Annotated in this window: 15 protein-coding genes; 5 read left to right on the forward strand and 10 right to left on the reverse strand. The window is 62.0% G+C overall.

Going from position 1 to position 18,807, the window contains the following annotated elements:
• The gene (locus AB5Y73_RS12700) at positions 1 to 966 is read left to right on the forward strand and encodes an ABC transporter permease (protein WP_005340795.1); all 966 of its coding nucleotides are present in this window, start codon (positions 1 to 3) and stop codon (positions 964 to 966) included.
• A gap of 266 nt (positions 967 to 1,232) precedes the next feature.
• Here AB5Y73_RS12700 and AB5Y73_RS12705 read toward each other — a convergent pair whose 3' ends face one another.
• Complete coding sequence (locus AB5Y73_RS12705; RefSeq protein WP_107683294.1) at positions 1,233 to 3,224, reverse strand: bifunctional 2',3'-cyclic-nucleotide 2'-phosphodiesterase/3'-nucleotidase; 1,992 nt, start codon at positions 3,222 to 3,224, stop codon at positions 1,233 to 1,235.
• Positions 3,225 to 3,572: 348 nt separating this feature from the next.
• On the opposite strand from AB5Y73_RS12705, the gene AB5Y73_RS12710 reads away from it, so the two are divergent.
• Positions 3,573 to 4,514: a hypothetical protein gene (locus AB5Y73_RS12710; protein WP_107683295.1), complete on the forward strand. Its 942-nt coding sequence runs from the start codon at positions 3,573 to 3,575 to the stop codon at positions 4,512 to 4,514.
• A gap of 81 nt (positions 4,515 to 4,595) precedes the next feature.
• Here the strand turns inward: AB5Y73_RS12710 and mgtE are convergent, their stop codons facing one another.
• The 9 genes from mgtE to argS form a co-directional block, all read right to left on the reverse strand.
• A complete protein-coding gene (gene mgtE, locus AB5Y73_RS12715) occupies positions 4,596 to 6,020 on the reverse strand; it encodes a magnesium transporter (protein ID WP_005340782.1) in 1,425 nt (474 codons plus the stop codon).
• Positions 6,021 to 6,166: 146 nt separating this feature from the next.
• Entirely contained in the window at positions 6,167 to 7,567 is a 1,401-nt protein-coding gene (gene cysG / locus AB5Y73_RS12720) for a siroheme synthase CysG (RefSeq protein ID WP_107683296.1), read from the reverse strand.
• Between the two features lie 12 nt (positions 7,568 to 7,579).
• A complete protein-coding gene (gene nirC, locus AB5Y73_RS12725) occupies positions 7,580 to 8,392 on the reverse strand; it encodes a nitrite transporter NirC (protein WP_107683297.1) in 813 nt (270 codons plus the stop codon).
• Positions 8,393 to 8,529: 137 nt separating this feature from the next.
• Entirely contained in the window at positions 8,530 to 8,847 is a 318-nt protein-coding gene (gene nirD, locus AB5Y73_RS12730; protein ID WP_041202829.1) for a nitrite reductase small subunit NirD, read from the reverse strand.
• 100 nt (positions 8,848 to 8,947) lie between these two features.
• The gene (nirB, locus tag AB5Y73_RS12735; protein WP_162895427.1) at positions 8,948 to 11,494 is read right to left on the reverse strand and encodes a nitrite reductase large subunit NirB; all 2,547 of its coding nucleotides are present in this window, start codon (positions 11,492 to 11,494) and stop codon (positions 8,948 to 8,950) included.
• A 264-nt stretch (positions 11,495 to 11,758) separates the two neighbouring features.
• Positions 11,759 to 13,087, reverse strand: a complete 1,329-nt coding sequence (gene hslU / locus AB5Y73_RS12740; protein WP_005340773.1) for an HslU--HslV peptidase ATPase subunit — start codon at positions 13,085 to 13,087, stop codon at positions 11,759 to 11,761.
• Between the two features lie 79 nt (positions 13,088 to 13,166).
• Positions 13,167 to 13,700: an ATP-dependent protease subunit HslV gene (gene hslV, locus AB5Y73_RS12745; protein ID WP_005340772.1), complete on the reverse strand. Its 534-nt coding sequence runs from the start codon at positions 13,698 to 13,700 to the stop codon at positions 13,167 to 13,169.
• A 187-nt stretch (positions 13,701 to 13,887) separates the two neighbouring features.
• Positions 13,888 to 14,733 carry an SPOR domain-containing protein gene (locus tag AB5Y73_RS12750; protein ID WP_005340771.1) on the reverse strand — a complete coding sequence of 282 codons (846 nt, stop codon included), beginning with the start codon at positions 14,731 to 14,733 and terminating at the stop codon, positions 13,888 to 13,890.
• Between the two features lie 3 nt (positions 14,734 to 14,736).
• Entirely contained in the window at positions 14,737 to 16,482 is a 1,746-nt protein-coding gene (gene argS / locus AB5Y73_RS12755) for an arginine--tRNA ligase (RefSeq protein ID WP_005355547.1), read from the reverse strand.
• Positions 16,483 to 16,792: 310 nt separating this feature from the next.
• On the opposite strand from argS, the gene AB5Y73_RS12760 reads away from it, so the two are divergent.
• The 3 genes from AB5Y73_RS12760 (at position 16,793) to AB5Y73_RS12770 (ending at position 18,754) form a co-directional block, all read left to right on the forward strand.
• Positions 16,793 to 17,359 carry an LON peptidase substrate-binding domain-containing protein gene (locus AB5Y73_RS12760; RefSeq protein ID WP_069529768.1) on the forward strand — a complete coding sequence of 189 codons (567 nt, stop codon included), beginning with the start codon at positions 16,793 to 16,795 and terminating at the stop codon, positions 17,357 to 17,359.
• 143 nt (positions 17,360 to 17,502) lie between these two features.
• The gene (locus tag AB5Y73_RS12765) at positions 17,503 to 18,072 is read left to right on the forward strand and encodes a sigma-70 family RNA polymerase sigma factor (RefSeq protein WP_005355542.1); all 570 of its coding nucleotides are present in this window, start codon (positions 17,503 to 17,505) and stop codon (positions 18,070 to 18,072) included.
• Positions 18,065 to 18,754 carry a ChrR family anti-sigma-E factor gene (locus AB5Y73_RS12770; RefSeq protein WP_107683299.1) on the forward strand — a complete coding sequence of 230 codons (690 nt, stop codon included), beginning with the start codon at positions 18,065 to 18,067 and terminating at the stop codon, positions 18,752 to 18,754. The genes AB5Y73_RS12765 and AB5Y73_RS12770 overlap by 8 nt, the downstream gene beginning before the upstream one ends.
• Positions 18,755 to 18,807 lie beyond the last annotated feature (53 nt).

Genomic DNA, 18,807 nt, shown 5'->3' on the forward strand with positions numbered 1-18,807 from the left:
ATGTTTGAAATTCTGATCCTGATGCTGGATGCGACCATTCGTACTGCGCCGCCGCTCATTCTGGCGGCCATGGCGGGTATGTTTTGCGAGCGCTCCGGGGTGGTCAACATCGCGCTGGAAGGCAAACTGCTGGCGGCGGCGTTCGCCAGTGGTGCGGCGGCGGCGGTCTCCGGTTCTGCCTGGGTAGGTCTGGGGGCCGGGGTGGGTGTTTCCATCCTGTTCGCCCTGATGCACGGTTTTGCCACCATCACCCATCGCGGTGATCAGGTGGTGAGCGGTATGGCCATCAACATTCTGGCGGCCGGTCTGACCGTCACCCTGGGCCGTTACTGGTTCGATCAGGGGGGCCAGACTCCGGCGCTCTCCGGTGATGCCCGTTTCGCCCCCATCGATCTGCCCTATGCCAAGGAGTTGTGGGATGTGCCGGTGATCGGCCAGCTCTACAGCGAGCTGTTGAGCGGCCACTCCCTGCTGGAGTACGTGGCGTTCGCCTGCGTGCCGCTGGCCTGGTGGGTGATGTTCCGTACCCGCTTCGGTCTGCGTCTGCGGGCGGTGGGCGAGGCGCCCGCAGCGGTCGATACCGCCGGTATCTCGGTGGTGCGGATGCGCTACACCGCGCTCCTCATCGGCGGTCTGCTGGCCGGTATCGGTGGCACCTATCTGGCGGTGGCCCAGACGGCCCAGTTCATCCCCAACATGAGTGCGGGCAAGGGCTTTATGGCACTGGCGGCGCTGGTGTTCGGCAAGTGGCGTCCCTGGAATGCCATGGCCGCCTGTCTGCTGTTCGGCTTCCTCGATGCGGTCGCCATCCGCCTGCAAGGGGTCAGCATCGGTGGCTTCGCCATTCCGGTGCAGGCCATCGAGGCACTGCCCTACATCCTGACCGTGTTCCTGCTGGCCGGTTTTATCGGCCGCGCGGTGGCACCCAAGGCACTTGGTACACCTTATGTGAAGGAGCGGGAGTAACGCTCTTAAGTGCGATATTCCCGATCACACAGATAACAGCAGGCCCACTTCGGTGGGCCTGTTTTTTTATGGGCGGTATGGGGCAGGCCAGCCGGGAGCTGGATGGTGTGATAGAGGGAGGCGATGGCGTGAAGGGATAAACGGGCTGCGCGATCTGCTGCTGGTCGTGGTTGGCGTACAGGCGCTGACCCCCTTGTCAGCTCCATCAAAAACCCCCTCGTATCAGGAGGGGGTTGCAGAGGTTATTGCCAGATTAGCCCTGAGGATCAGGGTGCCAGCACCAGCTTGTAGACACCAAAGCCGGGGTGTTTGGCATCGGTGGGCGGCAGGGTCTCCACATAGTTCAGCTTGCTGCCAGTAAGGGCTTGCGCCTCGCTGCGTGGCGAGCTGTAGATGCGCAGATCCAGATTGGCGGGCAGGGGGGCCAGCTGCCAGTTGTTGTCTGCCGGGGGCTCGAAACCGGCCGGATTCTTCTCTGCCAGATCCTTGAGGTATTCGGAGAGCACTTCGCGGGTTTCGAACTGATCTTCATGGACGATCACCTTGGCGTTGATGCCGGGGAAGTTGCCACCACCACTGGCGCGGTAGTTGTTGGTCACCACGTAGAACATCTGGGCCGGGTCGATTGCCTTGCCCTGATAGGTGAGGTTGGTGATGCGGTAGCTGTCGCTCACCTTGTTGCCATCCACATCGTAACGGGCGGGTTTGGTCACATCGACCTGATAGTTCACCCCGTCGATCACGTCGAAGTTGTAGGTGCGGTACTTCTCGTTCACCAGCCACTGGGTAGCGGTGCTGGTAGCATCGATCTTGTTGAACTGGACGGCGCTCTTCTCCAGCCACTCCTGTACGGTCGCGCCATTGATGGCGACCACCTGCAGGGTGTTGGGGTAGACATAGAGGTCGGCCACGTTGCGCAGGGAGATATCGCCAGCCGGTACATAGGTGAAGTCGGTCGGGCCGTTGCGACCGCCACGGAATGGCGCGGCGGCGGAGAGAATGGGCCATTTCTCCTTGAGCTGACCATCCTGTTGCAGCTTCTTGGCGTGCCACAGTTGGGCGTCGCTGACGATCTGGATGGAGGGGTCATCCTGCACCAGCGCGAAGAAGCTGTGGATCGGCTTGGTGATCTTGCTGAGGGGCTCGTCCAGCCACTGGTTGGCCTGCTCGTGCTCGGCAATGACCTGATCGACCACCGCCTGATCTTCGGTGCTGCTGGCGCTGCTGTCGATTTTGCGCAGCTGGGACTGGCTGGAGGCCACTTCCCAGCGACCCTCTTTCCAGGTCATGTGCAGGTCGATGATGCCAAGGTGGTTACCCCAGACGCCCGGCATCACGGTCGGTACACCCGCCAGGGTGCCTTTCTCATTGTCCACGTCGGTCATGTTGGGGTAGTCGCCCGGGAAGGTGCGGTGGGCGTGACCCAGCAGCAGGGCATCGACCCCTTTTACCTTGGCCAGCGGCAGAGCGGCGTTCTCCATCATGGGTTCGCGCGGGTCACCTATGATGCCGGTATGGGCCACGACCACGACGATGTCTGCGCCCTTGGCGCGGATTTCGGGTACATAGTGCTCGGCGGTCTCGACCATATCGGCCACCACCACCTTGCCTTCCAGATTGCGCTTGTCCCACTGGGTGATCTGGGGCGGAGTCAGCCCCAGCACCCCGACCTTGATGGTCTGGGTATTGCCGTTGGCATCCTTCACCTGACGATCCAGCACCACATAGGGTTTGAATTTCTGCTTGCTCCAGTCGATGGTGCCCTTGCCATCACGGCTGAAGGCATCGGCCTGGAAGACGTTGGCGTTGATGTAGGGGTAGTTGGCCCCTTTCAGGGTCTCTGAGAGGAAGTCGAGACCGAAGTTGAATTCGTGGTTGCCCAGGTTGCCGACATCATAGCTCATGGTGTTGAGCGCCTTGATGGCGGGGTGGGTTTGCTTGCTCAGCCACTGCTGTTTGACCTGTTGGTCGTGGATATAGTCGGCCAGCGGGGTGCCCTGGATCAGGTCGCCGTTGTCGATCAGCAAGTTGTTGGCGTTCTCTTCGCGGGCCTTGCGGATCAGCACAGCGGTGCGGGCAAAGCCCAGCGAGGCATCCGGCTTGTTCTGGTAGTAGTCGTAACTCAGTAGGTTGGAGTGGATATCAGAGGTTTCGATCAGCCGCAGGGTGAGATCACCGGGGGCCTGAGAGTTGTTGTCGTCACAGCCGGACAGCAAAAAGATAACTGCCACCGCGCTCAGTTTGAGGGTGGTTTTCATTGTTGGATTCTCTTGTTATGGGTATGCCAGCGTGGTGCATTCTATCGACAGCAAAAGAATCCGATTGTGAGCAGGCTGGCAATTCGGGCTAATTACCCTCCTGTTAATAGAGTTATGACTCTGATTTTCATCTGTTTTTTCGGGTCGCTACCCTCGCTGCTTTTCCGCCGTTAGTCACCCTGTAGTCACCGCAGTGCGGTCGGGGCAAGCTGCGCGGCCTGCCGTTCCTGCGAGGCTGTAATGGTTGGTTACAGATCTCCATTCGACTGATAGATGACCTTTCCCTTAAATTCAGCGGCGATTGATTGCATCTAAAAATTACAAAGCGACAGCAAGGAATAAAAACTCATGAAAATGCACAACAAAGCGCTGCTGGCCATCGCCTGCGCCGCTGCCCTGTCTGCCTGTGACAGCGAAAAAGCTGCCAACAGTATCGCCAAGCGGGTGCCGCTGGCTCTGCCGGAGGCGGGTCTTTACCAAGCGAATCTGATGAGCCGCGATGGCGACAAGGCGACGCCGCGCATGATCAAGGATCTGGATGGTCTGGCGCTGGTCTACCCGAAGGGTGAAACCGTGCAGCACTGGGGTGTCTGGGTGGATCATCAGGTGGGCAAGGTCGAGACCAACAGCCAGTGGCTGGGTCAGGCTGACCAGAAAGCCGACAAAGACGGGATCTACCCGGTGCAGTTGATCCGCAACAGCGAACGGCTCGGCACCAGCACGGCGCTCAGCTCGGTGACCAACGACCACAACCTCATCACCTTCCAGGATCAGCCGGTCATCGATCTGCAGGGCAAGGAGATCAAGCGCTGGGTTTTTGATTTCACCCGGACCGGCACCAAGTTCTCCGACAACTCACCCATCTATTCCGGTTTCAGCGGTCATGTGGCGGTGACGGCCCTGACCACCAAAGCGGTGACCACGGCCAGCTGGAGTGCCACGGACAGCGATGGCTTCAGTAGCGACATGGTGGGCAAGGTGGATACCACCAACAACGGCGGCAAGCTGACGGTAGCGATCGAGTTTCCGGCGGCAGGTTGTACGCTGGTGGGCGAGGGTAGTGCCACTACCGGTTTGAGCAAGCTGACCATGACCGGGTTTGGCAAGTGCAACTTCAAGCAATCCGCTGCCGCCACGCCGATCGAAAACCTCTGGAATGCCGCTCTGGCCCGGGCGATGGATAACCGCGTCGCCTATGTCGTCGCGTTTACCACGGATGCCAAAAAAGAGGCGCTGGTCATCGGCTTCCCCGACACCAATGGCTTGCTGATCACCGCTGACAAGCGATAAGCAGCCCAATGGCAGGGGCGGGCAAACGCGCCTGAAACAACAAGGGAGCCAGTGGCTCCCTTGTTGTTTTCAACGCACGGTTTACAGCAGGAACAGTGTCGCCAGCCCGAGGAAGATAAAGAAGCCGCCGGTGTCGGTGATGGCGGTGATCATCACGCTGGCCCCCACTGCCGGATCGCGACCGAGGCGGGTCATGGTCATGGGGATAATGACCCCCATCAGCGCCGCAACCAGCAGGTTGAGCATCATGGCCAGGGTCATCACGGCGCCGAGCGCCGCATCCTGATAGAGCAGGTAGGTGGCAATGCCCATGGTGCCGCCCCACACCAGCCCGTTGATAAAGGCGACGCCGAGTTCCCGCAGCAGCAGGAAGGAGAGGTTGCCTGCCTGAATGTGCTGCAGTGCCAGCGCCCGCACTATCATGGTGATGGTCTGGTTGCCGGTGTTGCCGCCGATCCCGGCGACAATGGGCATCAGGGCCGCCAGTGCCACCAGCTGGGAGATGGTGTGCTCGAACAGGCCGATCACCCGCGAGGCGACAAAGGCGGTGCAGAGGTTGATGGCGAGCCAGGCCCAGCGGGTCTTGACCGCCTTGGAGACCGGGGCGAACACGTCTTCATCCTCGCTGATACCCCCCATCCGGCGCAGGTCGGTGTCACTCTCCTCATAGACCAGATCCACCACCTCTTCGACGGTGAGGCGGCCCATCAGCTTGCCCTTGCCATCCACCACGGCGGCGGAGAGCAGGTCATCCCGTTCGAAGGTGCGGGCGGCCGCTTCGTCGTTATCCTCCGGATCGAAGGTGACCGGATCCCGCTCCATCACGTCGCTCACCAGGGTGGCGGGCTTGTGCAGCAGCACTGTGGTGAGGGCCAGCTCCCCCAGCAGATGGTTGCGCCGATCGATGACGAACAGCTTGTCGGTGTTGGCGGGGATCTTGCCGCGCAGCCGCAAATAGCGCTGCACCGTGGCCAGACTCACCTCGGGGCGGATGGTGATGATCTCGAAGTCCATCATGGCGCCGACGGTGTGCTTGCCGTAGCGGATCACCTCCCGCACCCGATCCCGCTCGGCGGGGGCCATATAGGTGAGCAGCCGCCCCATCAGGTTGCGCGGCAGGTACTGGCCCAGATAGATCTGGTCGTCGATATCCAGGGTGCGCAGGGCGTGCAGCAGCTCCTTGTCGCTCATCCCGCTGATGAGGCTGTCCCACACCGTCTCTGACGCTTCGACCAGGATCTGGCCGCGCTTCTCCTCCTCCACCAGCGCCCACAGGGCATGACGCTCATCGGGCGGCAGCGACTCCAGCGCATCGGCGACGTCGGCGGCGGGCAACCCGTTGACCAGCGCAGTGAGTTCGCTGGTCTGATCGCGTTGCTCGGCATCCTGCACCACCTGCGGATCGAGCAGGCTGTCGGTGAGGGCATCATCGCGCAGCAGCAGGGTGAGAATGCGGGATCTGTCATCCGCGCGCTGCCGGGCGCTGTTCTTGATGGGAAGAGACATGGGATGAATTCCTGAGATGGTAGCCAAGGGCTCAATGCCCATAGGATACCAGACTTAAAACAACAGGTTATGACCGTGATGGGAGAAGAGGGAGGTAAAAGTGAGGCCACCTGCTGGTGGCCTCATGGTGAGTTGCCGAGGATACCTCAGGCGAGGGCTCGCTGAGCCTGTGGTGCCTCGCCAAACCAGGCGAGCCGGTCGGCCAGGGTCACCACCGAGCCCACCATGATGAGGGCAGGACTCTCGACCCCCACCGCCAGTGCGGGCAGCTCATCGAGAGTGCCGCGAATGACCCGCTGGCAGGGCTGGGTGCCGCGCTCGATCAGCGCCACCGGGGTGTCGCCTGCCTTGCCGTGGGCCAGCAGCTCTTCACGGATGGTGGCGCAGGATGAGAGCCCCATGTAGAAGACCAGCGTCTGCCGGTCTTTGGCCAGCAGTGGCCAGTCGAGATCCCGGGCGCCCCCCTTGCCGTGGGCGGTGACGAAGCGCACGCTCTGGGCGTGATCGCGGTGGGTCAGCGGAATGCCGGCGTAGGCGGCGCAGCCGCTGGCCGCAGTGATCCCCGGCACCACCTGAAAACCGATGCCGCTGCCGACCAGCGTCTCCAGCTCCTCGCCGCCACGGCCGAAGATAAAGGGGTCGCCCCCCTTCAGCCGCACCACCCGTTGCCCCTTTTTCGCCTCCTCCAGCAAGAGCTGGTTGATCCCCTCCTGCGGCACGCAGTGGTTGCCCGCCTGCTTGCCGACGAAGATGCGCTTGGCGTCGCGGCGCACCAGCGCCATCACTTCGTCAGAGACCAGTCGGTCATAGACCACCACGTCAGCCTGTTGCATCTGGCGCAGGGCGTGCAGGGTGAGCAGACCAGGATCGCCGGGGCCGGCTCCCACCAGTACCACCTCGCCAGCGCTCTGGCTCCCGTCGGCAAACAGGCTGTCGGCCAGCTGGTGGGCAGAGGCGCAATCGCCCCGCGCCAGCGCCTGACCGAGCCGGTCTGCCCCGAGCAGCCGCTCCCAGAAGCGGCGCCGCTCCCCCATGCTGGCGAAGCGGGCCTTGACCCGCTCCCGCAGGCTGCCGGCGAAGGCCGCCACGGCACCCAGATGCTGGGGCAACAGGGCTTCCAGTTTTTCCCGCAGCAGCCGCGCCAGCACCGGCGCCTTGCCGCCGGAGGAGATGGCCACCATCAGCGGCGAGCGGTCGATGATCGACGGCATGATGAAGCTGGAGCGTTTCGGGTCATCCACCACGTTGGCAAAGATCCGCGCCCGGTTGGCGCTCTGGTAGACCAGTGCATTCACCTCGCGCCGATCGGTTGCGGCCACCACCAGCCACTTGCCCGCCAGTTGTTCCGGCACAAATTCACCGGCCAGCCACTCGATGCTCCCGTTGGCAGCCAGTTCCGCCAGCTCGGGGTCGAGCTCGGGCGCGACCACTGTGAGGTGGGCACCGGCATCCAGCAGCAGGCGCGCCTTGCGCTCCGCTACCTCGCCGCCGCCGACCAGCAGCACGGGTTTGTTGTCGAGTCGGCAAAAGATGGGCAAGTAGTCCATGGGGCCTCCGGATCAGGCGGTTCGGGTCTGGTTGGCGGTGGGGGTGGTCTCGTGTACCGCGACCGGGCGCTCAGCTTTCGGGGTGGCATACCAGTAGCCGAGGCCCATAAAGAGAACGCCGGAGACGGTATTGCCCAGGGTTACCCACAGCAGGTTGTGGCCGATGCCGCCCAGGGTGTAGGCCTCGGAGTGGGCGCCAAACCAGGAGAGGGCGAACAGTGTCATGTTGGCGATGGAGTGCTCGTAGCCGGAGGCGATAAAGGCCAGCAGGCACCACCAGATGGCGATGAAGCGGGCGGCTCCTTCAGTGCGCAGCGCCATCCAGATGGCGAGGCAGACCAGCCAGTTGCAGAGGATCCCCTTCATAAACAGGGTCAGCGCCGGTGCCTGGGTTTTGGCCAGCGCCACCTTGTGGGCCAGACTGCCTGCGTCCGGCAGCAGGCTGCCGCCGTAGGAGTAGATGAGCGCCACCACGACGGAGCCAACCAGATTGCCCGCCCAGGTCTGGGGCAGGATGCGCAGCAGGTCGGCCATGGTGATCTTGCCCGCCTTCACCCCGAAGGTGAGGAACATGGTGTGGCCAGTGTAGAGCTCGGAGCCAGCGATGATCACCAGCGTCAGGGCGATGCCGAAGGTGGCCCCCATCACCAGCGGCCGGATGGCGGGATCCACCAGATTGCCGAGGGTGAAGATGAGGATGATGCCGAGGCCCACATAGGCCCCCGCCATGGCGGAGCTGAGCCAGAAGCCGAGCTTGTCGCTGCGCTCGAAGCGGTTGATGCGTGCCGCGTTGGCGGCGCACTTGTTGATGGTTTCCGTGTACATCTTGTGAGTCCTTGAAAGGGCTGCCCACAGGCAGCCCGAAAGAGAGTGAATTTGGCTTTAGACAGCGACCCAGACCTGCTGGTCGCGCACTTCAACGGGGTATCCCTGTACCGACATAGATCTGGGGGTTGTCGACATCAGACGGCGACCCAGACCTGCTGATCGCGCACTTCAACGGGATAGCTCTGCACCGACATCGCCGGATTGTCGAAACAGTGGCCATCGCTCAGGCGAAAGCGCTGCTTCTTGAGCGGGCTGGCGACCCAGAGCTCGCCGTCGTGTTCGCAGATCAGGCCCCGCGACAGCACGTTGGCGGCGAAGAAGGGATCCCGGTTGTCGATGGCGAACACCTCGGCGGCCGCACTCGGGCGGAACAGAGCGATCTGGCGACCTTCAATGAGTGCACAGACACCGGTGCCCGGCAGGATGTCGTTGAGTTGGCAGGCAAGTTTCATCGCTTAATCTCCACCTCGAGTTGGATGAACTGGCTATCGAGCAGGGCGCAAACGTCCATGCAGCCCGGCAGGATGTCGTTGAGTTGGCAGGTGAATTTCATCATTTGGTTTCCACCTCGATCTGGTAGACGGGGATGCGCTCGGCCGGGGTCGCTGGTCGGTGCTGGTCGCGCTCGGCAACGAACTGAACGTCCGGATCGCACTTGTCGCTGTTGATGAAGTGGCTGAATCGCTTGAGTGCCTCCTCTTCGTTGAGGGTGCGCGACCATTCGCACTCGTAGCTGTCGATGAGGGTCTGGATATCGCGCTCAAGCGTCTCGGCCAGCCCCAGCTTGTCGTCGACGATCACCTCGCGCAGGTAGTCGACGCCCCCTTCCAGATTGCCGAGCCAGACCGAGGTGCGCTGCAGTTTGTCGGCGCTGGTGACGTAGAACATCATAAAGCGGTCGATCAGCTTGATGAGGGTCTCGCGGTCGAGGTCAGACGCCAGCAGGTCGGCGTGGCGCGGTTTCATGCCGCCGTTGCCGCCCACATAGAGGTTCCAGCCCGCGTCGGTGGCGATGATGCCGACGTCCTTGCCCTGCGCTTCCGCACATTCGCGGGTACAGCCGGAGACGCCGAACTTCATCTTGTGCGGGGTGCGAATGCCCTTGTAGCGGTTCTCGAGGAAGACCCCGAGGCCGACGCTGTCCTGTACGCCGAAGCGGCACCAGGTGCTGCCGACGCAGGTCTTGGCCATGCGCAGCGCCTTGGCGTAGGCCTGACCGGTCTCGAATCCGGCCGCCAGCAGCTTGCGCCAGATGGCGGGCAGGTCATCCTTCTGGGCCCCGAACAGGCCGATGCGCTGGGCGCCGGTGATCTTGGTGTAGAGCTTGTAGTCGCGGGCCACTTCGGCCACCGCCAGCAGCCCTTCCGGGGTCACTTCGCCACCGGCCATGCGCGGGATGACGGAGTAGCTGCCATCCTTCTGCATGTTGCCGAGGAAGATGTCGTTGGTGTCCTGCAACGGGATGTTGCGCGGGCTCAGCACATGCTCGTTCCAGCAGGAGGCGAGGATGGAGCCGACGGTCGGTTTGCACACCTCGCAGCCATAGCCCTGACCGTGTTTGGCCAGCAGCTCGTCGAAGCTCTTGATCCCCTCCACCTTGACCAGATGGAACAGCTCCTGACGGGAGTGGGGGAAGTGGGCGCAGAGGTGGTTGTTGACCTCGATGCCCTGCTTCACCAGTTCGGCGTTGAGCACCTGACTGATGAGCGGCACGCAGCCGCCGCAGCCGGTACCGGCCTTGGTGTGCTGCTTGATGGCGGCGAGGGTGGTGTGACCCTCGGCGACGGCCTGGGCGATGTCGCCCTTGGAGACGTCGAAGCAGGAGCAGATCTGGGCGCTTTCCGGCAGGGCATCTACCCCCAGCGTCGGCTTGGCACCGGCGTAGGCGGGCAGGATCAGGGTGTCCGGGTGGCTCGGCAGCGGCAGGGCGTTGAGCATCATCTGCAGCAGGTTGCCGTAATCGTCCACGTCGCCCACCAGCACGGCGCCGAGTAGGCGGCTGTTGTCTTCGCTCACCACGATCTTCTTGTAGACGCCAGCCTGATCGTCCTGGAACACATAGCTGTGGCTGCCCGGGGTGCGGCCATGGGCATCACCGATGGATCCGACGGAGACGCCGAGCAGCTTGAGCTTGGCGCTCATGTCTGCCCCCTCGAAACGGCTGTCGCCGCCGAGCAGATGGTCGACGGTGATCTGGGCCATCTTGTAGCCCGGTGCCACCAGCCCGAAGAAGCGGCCCAGCCAGGCGGCGCACTCGCCGATGGCATAGATATCGGAGTCGGAGGTGAGGCAGTGATCGTCGATGACGATGCCGCCGCGCTCGGCGATGGCGAGATCACCGTAGCGGCCCAGGGTATCTTGCGGACGGATACCGGTGGAGAAGACCACCACGTCCACTTCAAGCTGGCTGCCGTCAGCGAAAGCGAGGCGGTGCTTCGCCTGCTCGCCGCCATGCATCAGGATCTCGCTGGTGCTCTTGCTGGTGTGCACCTGCACGCCCATGGATTCGATCTTGCGGCGCAGCAGCTGGCCGCCCTGACCGTCGAGCTGCTCGGCCATCAGCACCGGAGCAAACTCCACAACGTGGGTCTCGAGACCCAGCGCCTTGAGGGCACCGGCCGCTTCGAGGCCAAGCAGGCCGCCCCCGATCACCACCCCGCTCTTGCCACTCCTGGCGGCGCTGCGAATGGCTTTCAGATCCTCGATGGTGCGATAGACGAAGCACTCGTGGTGCTGACTGCCCGCAATGGGCGGCACCCAGGGGTAGGAGCCGGTGGCCAGCACCAGCTTGTCGTACCCGACCACAGTGCCCTTGTTGGAGTGCACTTCGCGGTTGGCCCTGTCGATTTTTTTCACCGCTTCGCCGAGCAGCAGGCGGATGCCGTGCTTGTCGTAGAAGCCGGGTTTGACGAGGGAGAGATCTTCGCTGGTGTGATGGGAGAAGTAGGAGGAGAGATGGACGCGATCGTAGGCGGGACGGGGTTCTGCACCGAAGACGGTGATCTCGTAGCGGCCCGGCTCGGCCCGCTCGATCAACTCTTCGATGAAGCGGTGCCCCACCATGCCGTTACCCACAACGACCAGTCTGACTTTGCTCATGATTGCCTCTAGTTTGGAGTAATAAAACATCATTCTGGGGCTAGGCTACCCAGTCAGTCGGGGCGGGCAATTGATGCAAATCAAGTGTCTATTTATATATCTCGTCAGGGGTAATTCGATAAAATTCAAAGATATACAAAAATGGGTATACCAGTTGAGAGTTTTGGTGCTGGGTGCGAGTGGGACATAGAGATAAGGGGGCTGGGGCTTAAAATGCAAAACGCCCCCATTTCTGGAGGCGTTTTTTTACAAACAGAACTGCGCTTACAGAATAAAGCGGCTCAGATCCTCATCCTCGACAAGCGCACCGAGGTGGGCGTTGACGTAGTCGGTGTCGATGACAAAGGTCTCGCCGGACTTCTCGGAGGCGTCGTAGGAGATATCTTCCATCAGGCGTTCCATCACGGTGTGCAGACGACGGGCACCGATGTTCTCGGTACGCTCGTTGACCTGCCAGGCCGCTTCGGCCAGACGGCGGATGCCATCCTTGGTGAACTCGATATTGACCCCTTCGGTGGCCATCAGCGCCTTGTACTGATCGGTCAGGGAGGCGTTCGGTTCGGTCAGGATGCGCTCGAAGTCATCTGTGGTCAGGGCGGTCAGCTCGACCCGGATCGGCAGACGGCCCTGCAGCTCGGGGATGAGGTCGGACGGCTTGGCAATCTGGAAGGCGCCGGAGGCAACAAACAGGATATGGTCGGTCTTGACCATGCCGTGCTTGGTGTTGACGGTGCAGCCCTCGACCAGCGGCAGCAGGTCGCGTTGTACCCCTTCACGGGAGACATCGGGGCCTGAGCTCTCGCCGCGCTTGCAGATCTTGTCGATCTCGTCGAGGAAGACGATGCCGTTGTTCTCGACCGCTGCGATCGCTTTCTGCTTCAGCTCTTCCGGATTGACCAGACGAGCTGCTTCCTCTTCGATCAGCGCCTTCATGGCCTCTTTGACCTTGATCTTGCGCTTCTTCTTCTGGTTTTGTCCCAGGTTCTGGAACAGCCCCTGCAGCTGGTTGGCCATCTCTTCCATACCCGGCGGGGTCATGATTTCGACACCCATCGGGGAGGCAGAGAGCTCCAATTCGATCTCCTTGTCATCCAGCTGACCTTCACGCAGTTTCTTGCGGAAGATCTGGCGGGTGTTGGAGTTGTCGGCTTTCTCTTCCTCACCCCAGGTGTTGCGCGGGTTGGGCAGCAGAGCGTCGAGGATGCGCTCTTCAGCGGCTTCCTCGGCGCGGTATTTCATCTTCTCCATCTCGGTTTCGCGCACCAGCTTGATGGCGGCATCGGTCAGATCGCGGATGATGCTGTCCACTTCCTTGCCGACATAGCCCACTTCGGTGAACTTGGTCGCTTCCACCTTGATGAAGGGGGCGTTGGCCAGCTTGGCCAGACGACGGGCAATCTCGGTCTTGCCGACACCGGTCGGGCCGATCATCAGGATGTTTTTCGGGGTCACTTCATGGCGCATCTCTTCGTTGAGCTGCATCCGGCGCCAGCGGTTGCGCAGGGCAACGGCAACGGCGCGCTTGGCATCGGCCTGACCAATGATGTGTCTGTCCAGCTCGTGGACGATTTCTCTCGGGGTCATCTCGGACATGATGGTGTTCCTGTATCCGGGGCGGGCAGGGCCCACCCCTTGGAGAATGGGGTTTGGCTGGCGGCCTTATTTGGCGGCCTTATTTCGCCGAATAGTCCAGCACTTCAATGGTGTGGTTGCCGTTGGTGAAGACGCAGATGTCGCCCGCAATCTTGAGGGACTTCTCGACAATGGTCCTGGCATCCAGCTCGGTGTTTTCCAGCAGCGCGATGGCGGCGGACTGGGCGAAGTTGCCGCCGCTGCCGATGGCGATGAGATCGTGCTCCGGCTGCACCACGTCACCGTTGCCGGTGATGATGAAGGATTTGTGTTCGTCGGCCACGGCCAGCAGCGCTTCGAGGCGGCGCAGGGCGCGATCGGTGCGCCAATCTTTGGCCAGCGCCACGGCGGCGCGCTCCAGATTACCCTGATGGGCCTGCAGTTTTGCTTCGAAACGCTCGAGCAGGGTGAAGGCGTCGGCGGTACCGCCAGCGAAACCGGCCAGCACCTTGCCGTTGTAGAGACGATGAACCTTGCGGGCGTTGCCCTTCATGACGGTGTTGCCAAGAGAGACCTGGCCATCGCCACCGATGACGACCTGACCGTTGCGGCGAACTGAAACTATGGTAGTCACTTTACTTACCTCGCTTGAGCCGAATGACGGCCTGACTGTGCATGGCAAGAAAGATGGGGATGGCAAACGGGCTTTTCAACCCTGCCTTTGGTCGGGATAAACGGGGTAGTAAAGAGCGTGGGTGCGAGTGACACCAAAAGAACAGGGCCGGGTGTTGCCACCCGGCCCTGCGTCATCGGTAAGCGGATTACCCTTTCTTGGGAATGCAGCCGCTGATGCCGGAGCTCTGCAGCTTGCTGTTGGCCGCGTCGGCGGCCGCCTTGCCGTTGAAGGGGCCCACCATCACCTTGTAGACGGTGCCGTTGGCGCCATTGATCACCTGCAGGCTGGAAGAGAGGCCGGCGGTGAAGGCGATACGCGCCTTGAGCGACTCTGCGGAATCCTGCGAGCGCAGGGCGGCGCACTGCATCATGTAGCGACCGCTGTCGGCGGCTGCGGTCTGGGCTGGCGGAGTGGCCGCTTTGGCCTTGGCCGCTTCGGCGCGTTCCCGTTCCAGCTCGGCACGGATCTCCCGCTCCATCCGTTCCCGTTCAGCCTTGCGGTCGATCACCTGCTCTTGCGCGCTGGCAACCGGTGCACCCGAGGTGGAAGGGGTGGTCGCCGGATTGGGCTGATAGGGCTTGGGCTGGCCGATGGGCGTTCCCGGTTGGGGAATGTCGGTCGGCACCGGCTGTGGCAGTTTTTCCGGTTGCAGGGTCATGGTATCTGCTGGTGGTGGCGGCAGCACACCCGGCTGGGTCGGCGGCTCTATGATATCGACCTGCTTGTTCTCAAGCCGTTCGATGTAGCTCCACTTCTCCTGAGGCAGCCCGTTATTCTGCGCTTTTGGCTTGTTGGCCTTTACCTGCTCCTCAATGGTGGGGGCGTCGTTGCCCTTGCCATTGATCATGTAAAGGAAGCCACCAAAGCCTGCCAGCAGTGCCACGACCAGCAGCACTGGAATAACAGGAAAGCGGCGAGGGGCCGCTTTCTTGGTATTGCGGCCACCCGCCCGACGTCGCGGGCGGCTGCCGACATAATCCCGGGTTGCCATCTATTACATGCGCTCCAGGGTATGGATGCCCAGTACGCCGAGGCCCAGTTTCAGCACCTTGGCGGTGGCGGCGCACAGCAGCAGACGGCTCTGACGGGTTGCTTCGTCCACGCCATCCTTGTTGATCGGGCAGGCTTCATAGAAGGTCATGAAGTTGCCGGACAACTCGTACAGGTAGGTACAGAGCAGGTGTGGCATGCCTTTGTCGGCAACGCCGTTGACCGCGTCGGAGAACTGGATCAGCTTCTGGGCCAGCACCTCTTCGGCCTCTTCGTTCAGGGTCACGTTGCCGGTCAGCGTTTCGGCATCGATGTTGGCCTTGCGGAAGATGGACTGGATACGGGTGTAGGCGTACTGCAGGTAAGGGGCAGTGTTGCCTTCAAAGGAGAGCATCAGATCCCAGTCGAAGATGTAGTCGGTAGTACGGTTCTTGGAGAGATCCGCATACTTGACCGCGCCCATGGCGATGGCGTTGACCACGTTGGCCTTCTCTTCGGCAGAGAGGTCGCTGTTGCGGCTCTCCAGCAGGGCGGCGGCGCGCTCTTCCGCTTCGTTCAGCAGGTCAACCAGCTTGACGGTGCCACCGGAACGGGTCTTGTAGGGACGACCATCCTTGCCCAGCATCATGCCGAAGGCGTGGTGCTCGAGGGGGACGGATTCCGGTACATAGCCCGCTTTGCGGGTGATGGTCCAAGCCTGCATCAGGTGCTGGTGCTGACGGGAGTCGATGAAGTACATGACACGGTCGGCGCCCAGCGTCTCGTAACGGTATTTGGCACAGGCGATGTCGGTGGTGGTGTAGAGGAAACCGCCATCGCTCTTCTGGATGATGACGCCCATGGCCTCGCCATCCTTGTTCTTGAACTCGTCCAGGAAAACAACGGTAGCGCCTTCGCTCTCGACTGCCAGCCCCTTGGCTTTCAGGTCGGCCACGATCTCCGGCAGCATGTCGTTGTACATGGACTCGCCCATGATGTCCTTGTTGGTCAGGGAGACATTCAGGCGGTCGTAGTTGATCTGGTTCTGTTCCATGGTCATGTCGACCAGCTTCTTCCACATGGTACGGCAGTACTCGTCGCCGCCCTGCAGCTTGACCACGTAGTTACGGGCGCGCTCGGCGAAGGCTTCGTCTTCGTCGTAGCAACGCTTGGCCTGGGTGTAGAAGGCTTCCAGATCCTTGAGCGCCATGTCGCTGGCGTGTTCGTTGGACATCTTCTCCAGATAGGCGATCAGCATGCCGAACTGGGTGCCCCAGTCGCCGATGTGGTTGGCACGGATGACTTTGTGGCCGAGGAACTCCAGCGCGCGCGCAGCCACGTCACCGAGTACGGTGGAGCGGATGTGGTGCACCGCCATCTCTTTGGCCACGTTGGGGGCGGAGTAGTCCACCACCACGGTTTGTGGCGCGGGCAACCGTACGTTGGCGTTGGCAGAGGTCACCATGGCCTCAACCTGACCGGCCAGCCAGCGCTGGTCGAAGAAGAAGTTGATGAAGCCGGGGCCGGCGATCTCGACCTTGGCGATCAGGTCGGAGGCAGGCAGGTGCTCGATGATGGCAGCCGCCAGCTCACGGGGATTCTTGCGGGCTGGTTTGGCCAGCAGCATGGCCAGGTTGGTAGCCAGGTCGCCGTGAGCTTTTTCCTTGCATCGGTCTACTTGCACGCGGGCTTCCAGGTCCGCCGGCAGGACGCCTGCTGACTTGAGATTGGCTACCGTTTGTTCAAGTAGATGATGAATATGCTCTTTCATAACTGACCACCAAGGTTGCGCGTCGAAAAATGACTGATATATAAGGGCGTGAATTTTACCCGCATCGGCCCGAGAAAACTATAGGGATGACCCGCCGCTCGCTGTCGGGCGGATATTTCACTGCGTTTGGCGCCATATTCCAGAATATTGGGCGGAAATTACGGTGCTTATCCATTTCTACTGCATATCGAAGCGGCTTGTCCAGGCTATTTTCCCCTGATTGTTAAGGGTTTTTCCTTTCCGCTGACGAGAATGATCTCCTCCCTCTGGCCCGGCGTATCAACAGAGGTTCCCAACCGAGGAGTTTGCGATGCGACTGGCGCTGTTTCCCCTATCTGCCCACCTGCTGCCCGGCGGCATCATGCCGCTGCGGATCTTCGAACCGAGATACCAGCGGATGATTGCCGAGGCGGGGGAGTCCGGCTTTGCCCTCTGCATGGTGGACCCTCGCCAGCCCGACGCCCTGCGCAACATGCTGCCCATCGCCACCCGGGTCACCATCATCGATTTCGACCGGCTGCCGGACGGCATGCTGGGGATCACAGTGCAGGGGATGGAGCGGGTGCAGATAGAGGATCTGTGGCAGGAGCCCGATGGCCTGCGTATCGGCGAGGTGACGCCGCTGACGGCCTGGCCGCCCCGCCGGCTCCATCCCGATCAGCAGCCGCTGGTCGAGGCGCTGCGGGAGGTGTTTGCCGACTATCCCGACTACGCCGCCCTCTATCCCGCCCCCCGCTGGGACGATGGCAACTGGGTGGCCCAGCGCTGGCTGGAGGTGCTGCCTATCCCCCCCGAGCAGAAACAGCTGCTGCTGGCCGCCGCCGACAATCAGCCCGCCATCGCCCTGCTCAAGGGGGTACTGGTGGCCAGCCACTGATTTTTTCTGACCCGCTGATCCGCCACTGCCGCAGCACCGTACAAGTCATCACCACAGCATGATGTTCGACAGCACACCAAAGGGATGGCGCAATGGCATATACTGGCCAACCACACTCGACCATACGCAGGACCTCACCCGTGATGGATAACCCGGATGGCGACCTCAAATCTCTGCTGATCAGGGTGGCAGAGCAGGCCGACAAGGCTGCTTTTGCCCGCCTGTTCCAACACTTTGCGCCGCGTATTCGCAGCTACGGCCTGCGCCACCTCGGCAGCGAAGCCAACGCCATGGAGCTGGTGCAGGAGACCATGCTGCTGGTGTGGCAGAAGGCGCGTCTCTACCACCCCGAGAAGGGGGCGCCGACCACCTGGATCTACACCGTGATGCGCAACCAGTGCTTCGACATGCTGCGCCGTCGTCGCGCCAGCAAGGAGGATCTCTGTGCCGAGGAGCTGTGGCCGGTGCTGGAGTTTCAGGCCGAAGAGGAGCACCTGAGCGGCGGTGAGGATGCGGTGCTGACCCGTCAGATGGCCCACTATCTGGGCACCCTGCCGGAGCCGCAACAGCAGGTGGTGCGTGGCATCTATCTGCAGGAGTTCTCCCAGCAGGAGCTGGCGGAACGACTCGGCGTGCCGCTCGGTACCATCAAGTCCCGCCTCCGGCTGGCGTTACAGAAACTGAAAGAGCAAGTGGAGCAAGGCCATGATTAAAGCCCATCCGACCGACCCTATGCTGCGTGCCTTCGCCGCCGACGAGCTCCCTCTGCCGCTGGCGGTGGGGCTCTCCGCTCACTGCGAGCTCTGCCCCGATTGTGCTGCCCGGCTGAAGACATTCGAAGAGGAGCTGGCGCAGCAATATCTTGCTTCGCCAGCAGAGCCCGAGCTGGACTCTCGGGATGAAGTGGGACTGGACGCCGGATTCGACGCCATGCTTGCGGATATTCTGGCGCAACCCGAACCGGTTGCTGCACCCGTTATCGATCTGCCCCGAGCCCAGCCCGGCGAGCTGGAGGTAGCCGGTCACGCCTACCGTTTGCCACGGGTGCTGGCCCGCTATCGTTCGCCCAAGTGGCGCCATATCGGGGCCATTCGTCAGCAGAGTCTGCCGCTGGACGAGATGGGGGCACGCGCCAGCCTGCTCCATATCGAAGCGGGCGGTCGCATCCCCGAGCACACCCATCAGGGCTATGAGCTGACCCTGCTGCTGGCTGGCAATATTCAGGATGGCGATACCCTTTACAAGGCGGGAGATTTCATCTGGCGCGATGCCAGCCACGCCCACAGCCCACATACGCCCGATGGCTGCCTCTGCTACACGGTACAGGATGCGCCAGTGCAGTTCACCAAGGGGCTGTCGCGACTGCTGAACGGCATCAGCCAGCACCTCTACTGAGCACCATGACGCCATAAAAAAAGGGACCAGATTGGTCCCTTTTGTCATTTCAT

This window comes from Aeromonas sp. s7(2024) (genome assembly GCF_040907825.1).
Taxonomy (GTDB): Bacteria; Pseudomonadota; Gammaproteobacteria; order Enterobacterales; family Aeromonadaceae; genus Aeromonas; species Aeromonas veronii.